The 13,492-nt window shown below is 51.2% G+C and carries 12 protein-coding genes and 1 riboswitch; of the genes, 2 read left to right on the forward strand and 10 right to left on the reverse strand.

What is annotated here, in order from left to right:
* Positions 1-168 precede the first annotated feature (168 nt).
* The 6 genes from ACKPBX_RS02305 to dapD all read right to left on the reverse strand — a co-directional run bounded on the left by ACKPBX_RS02305 (position 169) and on the right by dapD (position 5,952).
* Positions 169-1,209, reverse strand: coding sequence for a branched-chain amino acid aminotransferase (locus ACKPBX_RS02305; RefSeq protein ID WP_119093605.1), 1,041 nt, complete (start codon positions 1,207-1,209; stop codon positions 169-171).
* A gap of 356 nt (positions 1,210-1,565) precedes the next feature.
* The gene (locus ACKPBX_RS02310) at positions 1,566-2,513 is read right to left on the reverse strand and encodes an aldo/keto reductase (RefSeq protein WP_319995883.1); all 948 of its coding nucleotides are present in this window, start codon (positions 2,511-2,513) and stop codon (positions 1,566-1,568) included.
* Between the two features lie 43 nt (positions 2,514-2,556).
* Complete coding sequence (locus ACKPBX_RS02315) at positions 2,557-3,087, reverse strand: DUF2179 domain-containing protein (RefSeq protein WP_319996394.1); 531 nt, start codon at positions 3,085-3,087, stop codon at positions 2,557-2,559.
* Positions 3,088-3,123: 36 nt separating this feature from the next.
* Positions 3,124-3,639 carry a hypothetical protein gene (locus ACKPBX_RS02320; RefSeq protein WP_319995884.1) on the reverse strand — a complete coding sequence of 172 codons (516 nt, stop codon included), beginning with the start codon at positions 3,637-3,639 and terminating at the stop codon, positions 3,124-3,126.
* A gap of 425 nt (positions 3,640-4,064) precedes the next feature.
* Positions 4,065-5,207, reverse strand: a complete 1,143-nt coding sequence (locus tag ACKPBX_RS02325; protein ID WP_319996395.1) for a M20 metallopeptidase family protein — start codon at positions 5,205-5,207, stop codon at positions 4,065-4,067.
* 31 nt (positions 5,208-5,238) lie between these two features.
* On the reverse strand, positions 5,239-5,952 hold the full coding sequence (gene dapD, locus ACKPBX_RS02330; RefSeq protein WP_319995885.1) for a 2,3,4,5-tetrahydropyridine-2,6-dicarboxylate N-acetyltransferase: 714 nt from the start codon (positions 5,950-5,952) through the stop codon (positions 5,239-5,241).
* 160 nt (positions 5,953-6,112) lie between these two features.
* A riboswitch (Lysine riboswitch) is annotated at positions 6,113-6,258 on the reverse strand.
* Between the two features lie 270 nt (positions 6,259-6,528).
* On the opposite strand from dapD, the gene ACKPBX_RS02335 reads away from it, so the two are divergent.
* Positions 6,529-7,695: an aminotransferase class I/II-fold pyridoxal phosphate-dependent enzyme gene (locus ACKPBX_RS02335; RefSeq protein ID WP_319995886.1), complete on the forward strand. Its 1,167-nt coding sequence runs from the start codon at positions 6,529-6,531 to the stop codon at positions 7,693-7,695.
* Positions 7,696-8,030: 335 nt separating this feature from the next.
* Here the strand turns inward: ACKPBX_RS02335 and scfB are convergent, their stop codons facing one another.
* The 4 genes from scfB to ACKPBX_RS02355 all read right to left on the reverse strand — a co-directional run bounded on the left by scfB (position 8,031) and on the right by ACKPBX_RS02355 (position 12,281).
* Positions 8,031-9,434, reverse strand: coding sequence for a thioether cross-link-forming SCIFF peptide maturase (scfB, locus tag ACKPBX_RS02340; protein ID WP_319995887.1), 1,404 nt, complete (start codon positions 9,432-9,434; stop codon positions 8,031-8,033).
* Between the two features lie 69 nt (positions 9,435-9,503).
* Positions 9,504-9,659, reverse strand: a complete 156-nt coding sequence (scfA, locus tag ACKPBX_RS02345; protein ID WP_086988169.1) for a six-cysteine ranthipeptide SCIFF — start codon at positions 9,657-9,659, stop codon at positions 9,504-9,506.
* A 170-nt stretch (positions 9,660-9,829) separates the two neighbouring features.
* Positions 9,830-11,302, reverse strand: a complete 1,473-nt coding sequence (locus ACKPBX_RS02350) for an aminotransferase class I/II-fold pyridoxal phosphate-dependent enzyme (RefSeq protein WP_319995888.1) — start codon at positions 11,300-11,302, stop codon at positions 9,830-9,832.
* Positions 11,303-11,429: 127 nt separating this feature from the next.
* A complete protein-coding gene (locus tag ACKPBX_RS02355) occupies positions 11,430-12,281 on the reverse strand; it encodes an SMP-30/gluconolactonase/LRE family protein (protein WP_319995889.1) in 852 nt (283 codons plus the stop codon).
* Positions 12,282-12,485: 204 nt separating this feature from the next.
* Here ACKPBX_RS02355 and ACKPBX_RS02360 point away from each other — a divergent pair, with 204 nt between their 5' ends.
* On the forward strand, positions 12,486-13,490 hold the full coding sequence (locus tag ACKPBX_RS02360; protein ID WP_319995890.1) for an ornithine cyclodeaminase family protein: 1,005 nt from the start codon (positions 12,486-12,488) through the stop codon (positions 13,488-13,490).
* Positions 13,491-13,492: the final 2 nt, after the last annotated feature.

Raw genomic sequence — 13,492 nt, forward strand, 5'->3', positions numbered from 1 at the left:
CGGGACCTCGTCGGGAAATCTGTTCTCATTTTGATGCGAATTCTCGATGAACTAGCCCTCACCGGGAATTCGACATTCTGTTTGTTCCAAAACTATATAACCGCGAAAAAAAAACAGCCCTCCGCCAGCAACTAAGCTGCGGGAGAGCTGCCTTTCCATCTATCTAGTTTAGTCTACTTTCACGATCCAACCTTCCGGCGCTTCTAAGTCGCCGAATTGGATGCCGGTCAGCTCTTCATACAATTTGCGCGTCACAGGTCCGACTTCTGTTTCGGAATTGAAGACGTGGAAATTGTCGCCGTACTGGATGCCGCCGATCGGAGAGATGACTGCGGCTGTACCGCAGGCGCCGGCTTCGCTGAACTCATCCAGCTTGTCGATGAAGACATCGCCTTCTTCGACTTCCATTCCCAAGTGATGCTCAGCCAAATACAACAAGGAATATTTGGTGATGCTCGGCAAGATCGATGGTGATTTTGGCGTCACGAAACGGTTGTCCTTCGTGATGCCGAAGAAGTTCGCGGAGCCCACTTCTTCGATCTTCGTGTGCGTTGCTGGATCAAGATAGATGCAGTCGCTGAAGTTGCGATCATGCGCTTCTTTACCAGGCAACAAGCTGCTTGCGTAGTTACCGCCGACCTTGGCTGCACCCGTGCCGTGCGGAGCGGCGCGGTCGTAGTCGGACACGATGAAGTTCGTTGGCGTCAAGCCGCCTTTGAAATATGGGCCAACCGGCATCGCGAAGATGGAGAAGATGTATTCGGTCGCTGGGCTGACGCCGATGTTGTCGCCGACACCCATCAAGTAAGGGCGCAGATAGAGTGTGCTGCCGGTGTTGTATGGCGGTACCCATTTTTCATTGGCTTTGACTACCGCTTTAGCGGCTTCGACAAATTTTTCCACCGGATACTCAGGCATCAACAGGCGTTGGCAGCTGTTGATCATCCGCTTGGCATTTTCGTCCGGACGGAACAGGTTGATGCTGCCGTCTTTTGTACGATACGCCTTCATCCCCTCGAAGCAGGATTGGCCGTAGTGCAGTACTGGAGACCCTTCGCTGATGTGGACTTTGTTGTCGGTCGTCATTTCGCCATCGTCCCATTTTCCGTCTTTCCAATAAGAAATGAAGCGGTAATCCGTCTTGATATAAGTGAAGCCTAGATTTTCCCAATCGATGTTCAACGCTTTTTGTTCTGCTGTCTGTGTCATTTCTGTCATCCAAACCACTCCATATCTATATTATTTACCTGTCATACTGAACGAAAAAAAGAACAAGCCTATGTGATTAGGCTCATTCTTTAATGAGAGCCCAATGAAACGGAAAGAGGACTCTACTTGTAATAAGTAAGAATCCTGGGCTAAATCACTTTTAGAATGACTAGGGAATCGAATGAGAACGACGCTCTCTTTTTGTTTTGTAACGTACACATTCCGCAAGTCGCATCCATTCTCATTCTCCCCCTTCTGTTTGTTAGATTATGATGTAATTCTATGCCTGTATCTAATGAATGTCAAATGCTTTTTTCATCGATTTGTAATAAAGAGACTTTGAAACGAACAGAAAATCATTTCGGCAAGCGGTACGACGCTGGGAAAGCTTGCTGGATTAAAGCGATGTCCTCTGCATCCAAACGGACTTCTGCGGCTTCGAGGTTTTCGAGCACTTGCTGTCGGTTGCGTGCGCCCGGAATGACGGCGTCGACGACATCTTTCGACAGATAATAGGCCAAAACGACATTCTGCAACCCGGTCCGGTGCTTCACGGCGAGCGGCCGGATCTGATCCACACGCTTCAGGATATCTTTGTAGGTTTCGCCCTGGAACTGCGGACGCTGCTGTTGTTTCTCCGACAGGACCGAAGCCTCCGTGTACTTGCCGGCCAGCAGACCGGATGCGAACGGGAAGTACGGGATGAAGGAGATGCCCTGTTCGCGGCAGTAAGGGAACAGTTTTTCTTCGGCCGACTGGTTCAAGAGGTTGTATTCATCCTGGACAACGTCGATATAGCCGTTGGCGTTGCCTTCCTTAAGCTGCTCCAGATTGAAATTGGAGACGCCGATGGCACGGATCTTCCCTTGTTCCTTCAGTCGATGCAGCGCGCCGACCGCTTCGGCTTTGGGTGTCGCTTCATCCGGAAAATGGATGTAGTAAAGTTCGATATGATCGGTCTGCAGACGTCTCAGGCTGTTCTCGACCTGCTCCGTCAGAAAAGCCGGATTGTTGTTCAGGACGATGCCGGCTTCGGTCACCTCGTGTGCGCCTTTTGTGGCGATGACCACGTTGTTGCGCAGGTTGTGTTCCTTCAGCGTCTTGCCGATGATCGTTTCGGAAGTGCCCATTCCATACATAAACGCCGTATCGATGAAGTTCAAGCCCTTATCGATCGCGCTCAGCAGCACATCGCCGCCGTATTCGGTGTTCGTTTCCGTATTGGCTGCAGCGATTTTATTCGCCCCCAGCCCGATCGGATGGATCAGTAGGTCGGTTCTTCCCAATTTCACAAGTTCTGTCATATCGTTTCCCCTTTCCTTACCCGTTCATTTATTCATTCGTTTATTATTTGCCAAGATGGACCCGTTTGGACCAGAAGCCGCCGTGAATGTACTTGGGATCGTATGAAACCATGAAGGCTTTCGGATCGATTTCCAACACTTTGTTCTGCAGGTGGCGTTCAGCTTTCCGCGTCAGCAGGATTTCAAGTACGAGACGCTCCCCATCCCTTCCGTGGGCTCTGTAGCAAGAGACCCCGTAACCAAAATCGCGCAGCAAGTTCGGCATCGGGCTGTCCACGTCCTGCGTCATAACTGTGATCATGGTGTAACCCAGCGCGAGCAAATCCTCGATTTTGATGCCGATAGCGATGCCGGCGCCGTACCCGAGCGCATAGGCTGCCAGATTGAGCGGGTTGTCGAGACTGTTCATGACCATCGACAGACCCAAAACATAGATGACGATTTCCACCATACTCAATAGTGACGCCAAAATGCGGTAGCCTTTTATAGTCAACATGAACCGGATCGTGTTCATTGTCACATAGCTCAGACTGATCGCGAATATTTTCGCCAATAATACCAAATCGAAAATCATCATCACCCTCTCCCTTTTTAATTCAAAGCTATCCTCTTAGTATTGTGCAGGATGGCGGGTGTATTCCCCTGTTAAGATATCCATTTCCAGCAATTCTCCGGTAGTTCCGTTGTAACGGTAAAAACCGACGGAGCTGGCTACATCTGTGCCGTTTTCGCGGACGTTGATGGTGACTTCATTGGCTTCGACCGATTCCACGATGAACAGGTACACATCGCTTTCGACATAGCCTGTCAATTGCGTGATTGTTTGTTTCGCCTCGGTGATCAGCGTTGACTCTTCAGTAGTCTTGGCAGTATCGGTTGTTGCGGGATCTGCAGTGGTGCTGCTTGCGGACGGCGTTTGTGCCTGTACGCTCTCAGCCGCTTCGAGACTGCTGGCTCTTGAAGCAGCTTGGTCGCTCGCTTCGGTCGTCGTTTCTGTATCTGATTGCACTTGCGACGTGCTTGTCGCTGCCTCGGTAGCTTTCGTGTCTGTTGCCGGGTTTTGGCACGCGACAAGCAGCCATGCTGTTGACCCTAAAAGCAATGCGGATAATCTTTTCTTATGCATAATTTCCCCTCTTTCATCCAATATATGATTCCATTGTACCTTTTTTGCGGAAAAAATGCTTTTCCCATCCATCAACTTAATCGAACCTTTACAATTTTATTGGATGCGGTGCAATATTGCGGCAACTCATTCGGTTTGCCCGCTTCGATCAAATTTGGCAAAAAGCGGCTGCCGAAGAAGAGCAATGCAAACTGGCTCTCAGCTCCGGCGAGGGTCCGTTCGCCGGAGTTGACCGGTAATAGATGGGCGCTCCTCCGATGAGGCTCCTGCCATCGGAGGAGACCATCCAAATGCGATCCTGTCCTCCGGCGAAACACCCCTCACCGGAGGACGACAATCATTATGCGCCCCGAAAAGCAAAAAAGCACCCCAGCGAGGGTGCTTTTTGGTTGTATGTTGTGTGTTCGGTAACTTGCTGTTGGCTTTTAGCCCTTCAGCCCTTCCTTTTCGAGGATCAGGTCGTAGCAGGCGATTCCCTGCAGCAGAACCTTCTCGTCGAAGTTGAAGCGGCTGCTGTGGAGCGGGTGCGTCCAACCCATGTCGGGACGGCCGGTCCCAAGCAGGATGAAGGCGCCGCGGATGCTTTCTTGGTAGAAAGCGAAGTCCTCGGCCAGCATCAATGGTTTGACGACTTCGTAGGCATCGACCGGCAACGCGTCCATCAACGTGCCGATCATTTCCGCATCGTTGGTGACTTCCGGATAGAAATCGCGGATATCCAACGTGCAGATGACACCACTCATGCGCTCGATGCCGGCACAGATGTCGGCAAGGCGTTCCTTGATGGAAGCATAGACCGCCTTATCGTAGCTCCGGATCGTCCCGGTCATCTCGGCTTTTCCGGCCACAATATTGCGGGCTTCCCCGGCATGCAACGTGCCGATGTTCACGACAGCCGGCTGCAATGGATCAAGGTCGCGGGCCAGAATGTTTTGGACCGAGAGAAGAATCTGCGCGGCGGCGATCAAGGCATCCTTGCCGAAGTGCGGTTGCCCGGCATGCGAGCTGACGCCCTCAAGCGTAATGTCGAATTCGCCGTTGCGCGCCATCAAGGGGCCTTTGGCCAAGCCCAGGATGCCTTCAGGCAGACTCGGATACAGGTGGTAGCCGTAAATCTTTTCGACCTGCAGCTCCTGCAGGATGCCGGAATCCATGATCCATTTCGCACCGCCCGGGCCTTCTTCCGCTGGCTGGAAGACCAAAACGACGGACTTTTCCAAAATAGGCAGGGACTTCAGGTATTTCGCGAAACCCAACAACAAGGCCATGTGCCCATCGTGTCCGCACGCATGCATTTTGCCCGGGTGAAGGGAAGCGAAATCCGCTCCTGTATCCTCGGTTACCTCAAGGGCATCCATGTCGGCACGGAAGGCTACTGATCCCGGGGACTTGCCCTTCAGGACGGCTACCCAGCCCGTCTCGGCTGTACTGATCGGTTCATAACCGAACGATACCAACTTTTGGCGGACATATTCCGAAGTCAACGGCAGATCGAAACCGATCTCCGGAATCTGGTGGAGCTCCCTTCGGATCGTCTTCACCGTATCGTATAATTCTGCAATCTGCATGCTGTTCACCTGATCCCTCTGCGTGTATTTATTAGTCTCTTAAGTCAGCCAATAATTGGGTTTTTTCGCTAGTCTGAGCGTCCTTCATTTTCACGATTTTAGCAGGGGATCCCGCAACAACCGCGTTAGCCGGTACGTCTTCCAATACGATTGCGCCAGCTGCGACAACAGCGCCTTCGCCGATGTGTACGCCTTCGATGATGACAGCGTTCGCGCCGACCAAAACACCGTCTTCGATGATGACTGGTGATTTCGATGGTGGCTCAAGAACGCCTGCAACCACTGCGCCTGCTCCGATGTGACAGTTTTTGCCGATCGTGCCGCGTGCGCCGACAACCGCGCCCATGTCGATCATTGTGCCTTCTCCGATGATTGCGCCGATGTTGATGACCGCACCCATCATGATGACAGCACTCTTGCCGATCGTCACGTGATCACGGATGAATGAACCCGGCTCGATGCGTGCATCGATTTTGGTAGTGTCCAACAATGGAATTGCGGAATTGCGTCTGTCGTATTCCATGACGTGATCTTTGATCTTATCTTTGTTTTCTTCCAAGAAATGATAGATCGCTGCAGCGTCGCCGAAGACTGTGTAGCTGTCCCCGTTTCCGAAGAATTTCAAGCCTTCGTAGGCAGGATTCTCGAAATCCCCTTTGATGTAAAGTTTTATAGGTGTTTGCTTTTCGGCAGCCTTGATGTAAGCCGCGATTTCGTAAGCATCTGTCAATAATAGTTCGCTCATTTTGATGTTTCCTCCCGATCATTTTTTTCTGTTCCAACATGCCCATTATAGCATGCCAGCCTGTGTTTGCCCTATGCGGCGGACGGCCGTTTGTTCCTGAAATGCAAAAAAAATAGCGGTAAGCGAGTGCTTACGGCTACGGAGACCTGCATTCGCCCAACCAAGCTAAAGCGCAATCCATTGTCATCGGGCAACGACAATGGAACAGCCCCACATTTGTTCAACCTGGGTCCAGCATCTGCATGCTTCGGCGACCGTCCCTTTCCCTTGCGGTACTCTTGACCAGCCGCGACCTCTTATTGCTTGGCGATTCATTTAATTTTTCTAATCGTACACTTATCCGGCAGAACTGTCAACCGCTCCGGGTCGGAAAGTGCCGGGATGAGTGGCCTTCTATATGTGAAAAAACTCATCAAATTAGCGGTTTTCTAATTTTCATTCAAGAGTGTGTAACTTAGCATAGAAATACGTCTGCAATCGTGTTATGTTATTTTCATGATATTGGGCGTCAGCAATCGGCTGGCGCATGTTCGACTATACATTGATTAAGGATATTTCATCCGGAGGAGATAAATTATGAGCAGAGAAACGAACCGTTTTGTGAAGCAACTGAAAGGATCGCCCATCCGCAACTTCGACGCTGCCATCAGCGATGTGAAGGACCTGATCCGCTTCACGATGGGTGAGCCAGATTTCGATACGCCGGATTTCATTAAAGCGGCGGCCGCAGACGCTTTGAACCAGAATCAGACGCATTACGCCCCTTCCGCCGGCGTCCTCGAAACCCGCAAGGAGATTGCGAAGTTCATGGAGCGGAAATACGGCCTGCATTACAACGCGGAGACAGACATCATCCTGACTGTCGGCGCCACGGAAGCGATCACTGCGTCGATGTTCGCGCTGATGAATCCGGGCGACAAGGTGATCATCCAATCGCCGGCATTCCCGCAGTATGAATACGTTACGCATTTGGCTGGCGGCCAGAGCGTCAAGATCGACACATCCGAGACCGGTTTCCTGATCACGCCGGAGGACCTGATGGCGGCGTTGGATGCGAATCCGGAAACGAAGATGGTCGTGCTTACCTATCCAAACAACCCGACCGGCGCCACTTATACGAAGGCGGAAGTCGAGGCGTTGGCCGAAGTCATCAGGAAATATGATGTTTTTGTCCTCAGCGATGAGATCTACAGCGAACTGACCTACGATGGCAGTCATACATCCATCGCCAAATACATCCCTGAGCAGTCCATCGTCATCAACGGCACTTCGAAAAGCTATGCGATGACCGGCTGGCGCGTCGGCTTTGTCGCTGCCCAAGCGGACCTGATCCGGGAAATTTTGAAATATCACCAAAGCCTGGTCACTTGCGGCTCCACGCCTGCGCAGACCGCGGCTGGTGTTGCGTTCCGCGACGGTGATGAAGCGACGGCAACGATGAAAGCAGCCTACCTCAAGCGCCGGGACATCCTGTTGGAAGGTCTGACTGCTGCTGGGCTGAAGATGAACAATCCGGACGGCGCCTTCTACCTCTTCCCGCGCATTCCGGAGCAGTACGGCAACGATGATTGGAATTTCTGCATCGACCTCGCGCGCAAAGCCGGCGTCGGCGTCATCCCTGGTTCGGCTTTCGGCGAATCCGGAGTCGGCTACTTCCGCATGAGCTACGCCGCCAGCGACGAGAACGTCATCGAAGGCTGCCGACGGATCGTTGCGTTTCTGGATGAACTGAATGCGAAATAAGTGAATGAATGTTTAACCGCACAATCGGGCGATTGTGCGGTTTTTTCTGTCGGGTTTGGGGTTTTGGGGTTTTGATTGTTGACCGGAGATCCGGCCCGCATTTTTTTGGTTTGCTCCGGCGAGAGCCGGCCTCGCCGGAGTTCCGGACGATGTTTGGCTTTCTCCTCCGGGGAGGGCGGGCTCGTCGGAGGTGGGGGTCAAAATTTTGGGTCGTCCTCCGGCCAAGGCCTCCTTCACCGGAGGAGCAGCCGCTCCGCCCACCACAACAAAAAAAAGAAGCACCCGCCGGCAATCCGGCGCGCACTTCGCATATTTTATCTCATTTTTATCTGACTTTACTCAGCAGCCATCGCTTCGGCTTCCATCTCGCGGATCGATTCCGCGACCTTCACCATCATCGAGCATTCCACGCGTTTACGGAACAGGTCGCAGCTGAATTCATAATTACCTTTCAAAGAACCTGTCGCATGCAGGGAGTTCGCAGGGCAGCCGCCGCTGCAGTACAATTTAGCCCAGCAATCCTGGCATTCCGGTTTGGAATAGCAGTTGACTTCCTTGAACTGGCATTGCAGTTCCGGTTTGGTTACGCCATCCCAGATGTTGCCCAGGCTGAATTCTTCATCACCCACGAACTGGTGGCAAGGGAATATTTCGCCCCAAGGAGTGACAGCCATGTATTCTGTTCCCGATCCACAGCCGGAGATGCGTTTCTGGATGCATGGGCCTTCGGAAAGGTCCAGCATGTAGTGGTAGAAAGTGAAGTCGTTGCCCTCTTCGCCGCGCTTCAGCATTTCCTCAGCCAGGATTTCATACTGTCTGTACAGTGCCGGAAGATGTTCCTCCGTCAAAGCGTAAGGTTCGGATGGATCGCAGATGACCGGTTCCATCGAAAGTTTGTCGAAGCCGAGATTAGCGACGTGGAAAATATCGTTTGTGAAATCGACGTTATTGCCTGTGTAAGTGCCGCGGACGTAGTATTCCTTGTCGCCGCGCCCTTCCACGAATTTCTGGAATTTCGGCAAAATGTAGTCATAGCTGCCTTTTCCGTTTACAGTTCGGCGCAGACGGTCATGGACTTCCTTGCGTCCGTCCAAGCTCAAAACGACGTTGTACATTTCTTTGTTCAGGAACTCATTGATCTCATCGTTCAAAAGCATCCCGTTCGTTGTGAATGTGAAACGGAAAGTCTTGTTGGACTCCTCTTCTTTGCTGCGCGCGTACTCGACGATCTGCTTCACGACGCGCCAAGCCATCAACGGCTCGCCGCCGAAGAAGTCGACGTCCAGGTTGCGGTGGAAACCGGAATTCTCAAGCAGGAAATCGATCGCTTGCTTGCCGACTTCGAATTTCATGATTGCTCTGTCGCCGTTGTACTTGCCTTGGCTGGCGAAACAATAATCGCAAGTCAGGTTACAAGTATGCGCAACGTTCAGGCAAAGAGCCTTCACGAATGTTTGGCGGTTCTTCAAGTCGATGGAAAGGTCTTGGTACAAGTCTTCCGTGAACAATTCCCCATTGGCTTTCAGTTCTTCGACATCCGACAGCGTATCGCGGATTTCCGTTTCGTTGATTTCCGGGTCGTTAGCATATTGTTCCAGCATCATCGTGACGATCTCTTCAACAGGTGTTGCTTCATAAAGCGCGATGATGTCGAAGGCAAGGTCGTCGACGACATGCACGGCACCGCTGTAGGTATCCATTACGATATTGTATCCGTTCAGTTTATATTGATGAATCATTTCGGTTTCAAACTCCTTTTTTGTCCATAAAATTGCCGCCCGACTGGAATCAGTCGGACGGACTCTTTTTTATTTCGCTGCTTGTTTAGGGTTCACACAGCTTTGGTTGGCGATTCCGCAAGAAGTTTTGCATGCGGATTGGCAAGATGTTTGGCATGCTCCGCAGCCGCCATGTTTGGCAGTATCCTTCAGGTTGCGGGTGCTTAATGTTACGATTCTTTTCATAACGACATCTCCTCTGAAATAGGTTAAGGAAGCATATTGCTTGACAGAAAAATGCTCCCTTTGTGATTAATTTTACCAACAAATTGTTAGCCCGTCAATCTACCGACCTATCAGCATAGTGACCGTTTTTGTAAAAATCGTGATTCACCCAATAACTATCAAATTGTAAGTTAGTGAGCAAGGGTTTCCTGTCGCATAATTTGGATATTTTTCGGAAGCTCATCAGCATCGCTGTAGACCTTTGTCCCCTTTTCCAATAGCGTATGGATTTGGCGGATAAATCCATTACTGATCCGTTCCCCAGGCACAAGCAAAGGAATTCCGGGCGGGTAGGCCCAGACGTATTCGGCTACCGTTTGCCCTATCGCGTTTTCAATCGGGCAATCTATTTTTTCTGATTCCAAGGCCTGCCAGATTTCACATTGCTTTTCGGGTGATGCGAAAAATAATGTCCCGTCGCTCTGCAAGTGCTCCCCATTCAACGAGTCGAGCGTGCCGTCGACGGCCAACAGCGCATCCGCCAACGTAGCCATTGCTGCATCTGTATCGCAGACACTGGTCATCGCCAACGCATGATCGCCGTATGCCATCTCCATTTCGATATGGTATTCGCTCCGCAACATTTCGGAAAGTTTCTGTCCGGTCAATCCAGTTCCTTGCGCCGAAATCAGGATTTTGCCTTTGTCGAAGGCGAAAAAGGTTTTGTGAGCGCCAAGTCTGTCTTTGCCGTGGCAAAGCACCTTCAGATGCTGGAGCTGCTCCATTTTTTCCGAGAAGTCCGTTAATCTCTTATTGTAGTTTTCGAATAACTGCTCCCCTTCGTCCCGCAGCAATCGGAAACAGCTGTCGATTGAAGCCATCAGCACATAGGACGGCGAACTGCTTTCGAAGATGGCGAGTTGCCGGGCCATCTCTTCTGGTCTGACCAAGTCGCCGTTCAGATGGGCAAAGGAGGTCATCGTCAAAGAAGGCAAAGTCTTATGCAGGCTCTGGATCACGATATCTGCGCCGAGTGCAGTCGCGCTGGTTGGGAAATGTTCCGAGTAGTTGAAATGTGAGCCGTGTGCCTCATCGATCATCAACGGAATCCCTTGCGCATGACAGATATCGGCAATCGCCGCGATGTCACTGACCACCCCTTCGTACGTCGGTGAAGTCAAAACGACCAGCTGCGTGTCCGGATGCTTTTTTAGCGTATCGGCGATGCTTGCTGTCGAAATGCCTCCGTGGATGCCGAATGTTTCATCCACTTCCGGCATCAGATAAACAACCTCCAATCCGAAAAGCTCGATGGCATGATAGACGGATTTGTGGCAATTGCGACCGATCGCAATCTTGCTGCCGCGTTTGGTAGCAGCGCGGATTCCCGCCAGCATGCCGCAGGTGCTGCCGTTCACGAGGTAGAATGAGCGTTTTGTGCCGTAGAAGTCTGCGATTTCTTCCATATATTCATTGATGATGCCGCTCGCGCCGTGCAGATTGTCGAAGCCGTCTATCTCTGTGATGTCGATGTTGTAAGGCAGATCTTTACCGAGCAGTGCAGTGTTCCGCTTATGCCCCGGCATGTGCATGGGGATGCTGTCGGACGCCGCATGTGCTTTCAGTCTGTCCAGCAAAGAAGGTTTCGTTGTATGTTTGTCCATAAGTGTGTCCTTTTCTTGATAATATAGTTCTGCCTTCATTATAACAGAGGAAAAAAACATCCAGACGTAAAAAATGCCCGTTCTCACTCATTATCGTGAGAACAGGCATTTTTCAGCATATATTGATTTAATCCAGCTTCACGCGGAACAGCCCACCCGCCAATTCCTCTTCCGTCTCGCCGACTTTCGCAGTCGTGATGTAGAGATACTCCAGATCCTTGCCGCCCAGAGAGCAGGAAGTCGCATTCTTCACCGGCATCAGGATTTCTTCAAGCTTTTTGCCGGTCTCCGGATCCCATCTGCAGACTTTTCCGCCGCCGTATTGCGCCACCCAGATCATGCCTTCCGGGTCCACGCACATGCCATCCGGATTGCTGCCGTCGGTGATCTCGACCACATATTTCTCGAAATTCGCTTCACCTGTTTTTGTGTCATAAGCATAGCTGCCCACTTTCTTGGTCGGCGTGTCGATGAAATAGAGCGTCTTTCCATCCGGTGACCATCCCATACCGTTGGCCAACGTGAGGCCATCCAAAACTGTGCGGACCGTTCCGTCCTTTTCGATGGCATACAAAGCGGCCTCCCCTTCATAGGTGCCCTCATAACCCATCGTCCCGACAAGCAAGCGGCCTTGCGGATCCAACTTCCCGTCGTTGTAGCGCATCCGTTCGTCATCGCGAGCCTTTGCCACCAGTTGCTTCTCCTTCGTCCGAGGGTCGATCCGGAAAATACCGTCCATTTCGGCTTCCAGAATCATCCCATCCTGATCGAGCACGGCGCATCCGACCGGTCCATCGGTCAAATAGGTCCGCACCTCACCTGTTTCCGAATCGATGGCATAGATCATGCAGTCTTCGATCGAAACGCAATAAAGCAAGCTGTTCTCCGCATCCCAATGCGGTCCTTCCAACAGAGTCGAACCTGCATAGAAAACCAGTTCCGGTTTCCTTACATTAGCCTGTTCGGATTTGTTTTCCATCTTCATCCACCTCATATTCTTGTGTCGTTTATGGTTTCAGTATATAACAACAAAAAATGCATTCCAATTGATTCGATTTTGTGGATAATTTTTGATATTTGGATGCCCGCGATTTTTTGTTCTCTCCTGAAAAATGCTATACTTTATGTGACTGTTCGAGGGGAACAATTCTTCTGAACACATCTTGTCTAAAGGAGAATGGCTATGGAAGATCGCAGTACGCTTCTGATCAATCAGAGCACCATCAAGGAATTATTGGACATTGCGGATTTCAACAATCTCGTGCATCAGACATTTCAGGGACTCGGTGACGGCACAATCATCAACCCGACAAAATTGACGCTGGATCTGGGTGAAGCTGGCGGTTATCCTCCTAACGAAGGGTTCATGAACGCAATGCCGGCCTACATCGCCTCGCAGGATATCGCCGGCTTGAAATGGGTCGGGGGATTTTTGGGCGAACGCAAAGCTGCCGGACTGCCTTATATCACAGGGATGATTTTGTTGATCAATCCGCATCTCGGTACTTTCACCGCTGCACTCGAAGGCGCTTATATCACCAATATGCGCACCGGGGCCCAGACCGCAAACGCATTGCGGTATTTACTCAAGAAACCGACCGTAACGATCGGCCTTTACGGAGCAGGGATGCAAGCCGGCACTAATATCCGTGCAATAGCGGATCTGTTCGACATCACCGAATTAATCGTCTGGAACCACAGACGCAGCACGGCGGAAACATTTGCAAAAAAAATGCAGGAACACGTCAAAGGCGCCATCCGGGTCGTCGATGATCCCCAGGAAGCCAGTCAGGCTGAGGTCCTCATCACCGTCACGTCAGCGCAGACTCCCCTCATCAAAGCGGAATGGATCAAAAAAGGCACCATCATTTTTTCGATGGGTTCTTTCCAGGAAATCGAGGATGCACTCATTCTGAAGGCGGACAAGGTCATCGTTGATCATGTGGATCAGGCTCTCCATCGCGGTGCTTTGAAGAAACTGACGGGTGAAGGAAAACTGTCCGAAAAAAATATTTTTGCAACTCTAGGCGAATTGGCGGTCGGAAAGAAAGATACCGGCGACCTTTCGCAGGACATCACCATCTGCATCCCGATTGGTACCGGAGCGATGGATGTCGCAATCGCCGGGGAAGTTTACCGAAGAGCACTGGAAAAAGGAATGGGCTACGCTTTTGATTTTGAAGCATAAAA

The organism is Trichococcus shcherbakoviae, assembly GCF_963666195.1.
Classification (GTDB): Bacteria; Bacillota; Bacilli; order Lactobacillales; family Aerococcaceae; genus Trichococcus; species Trichococcus shcherbakoviae.

Bases quoted from the DNA above. Each gene is read 5' to 3' on its own strand.
- ACKPBX_RS02305 (WP_119093605.1), bottom strand. From the start codon at position 1,209: ATGACACAGACAGCAGAACAAAAAGCGTTGAACATCGATTGGGAAAAT.
- ACKPBX_RS02310 (WP_319995883.1), bottom strand. From the start codon at position 2,513: ATGACAGAACTTGTGAAATTGGGAAGAACCGACCTACTGATCCATCCG.
- ACKPBX_RS02315 (WP_319996394.1), bottom strand. From the start codon at position 3,087: ATGATTTTCGATTTGGTATTATTGGCGAAAATATTCGCGATCAGTCTG.
- ACKPBX_RS02320 (WP_319995884.1), bottom strand. From the start codon at position 3,639: ATGCATAAGAAAAGATTATCCGCATTGCTTTTAGGGTCAACAGCATGG.
- ACKPBX_RS02325 (WP_319996395.1), bottom strand. From the start codon at position 5,207: ATGCAGATTGCAGAATTATACGATACGGTGAAGACGATCCGAAGGGAG.
- dapD (WP_319995885.1), bottom strand. From the start codon at position 5,952: ATGAGCGAACTATTATTGACAGATGCTTACGAAATCGCGGCTTACATC.
- ACKPBX_RS02335 (WP_319995886.1), top strand. From the start codon at position 6,529: ATGAGCAGAGAAACGAACCGTTTTGTGAAGCAACTGAAAGGATCGCCC.
- scfB (WP_319995887.1), bottom strand. From the start codon at position 9,434: ATGATTCATCAATATAAACTGAACGGATACAATATCGTAATGGATACC.
- scfA (WP_086988169.1), bottom strand. From the start codon at position 9,659: ATGAAAAGAATCGTAACATTAAGCACCCGCAACCTGAAGGATACTGCC.
- ACKPBX_RS02350 (WP_319995888.1), bottom strand. From the start codon at position 11,302: ATGGACAAACATACAACGAAACCTTCTTTGCTGGACAGACTGAAAGCA.
- ACKPBX_RS02355 (WP_319995889.1), bottom strand. From the start codon at position 12,281: ATGGAAAACAAATCCGAACAGGCTAATGTAAGGAAACCGGAACTGGTT.
- ACKPBX_RS02360 (WP_319995890.1), top strand. From the start codon at position 12,486: ATGGAAGATCGCAGTACGCTTCTGATCAATCAGAGCACCATCAAGGAA.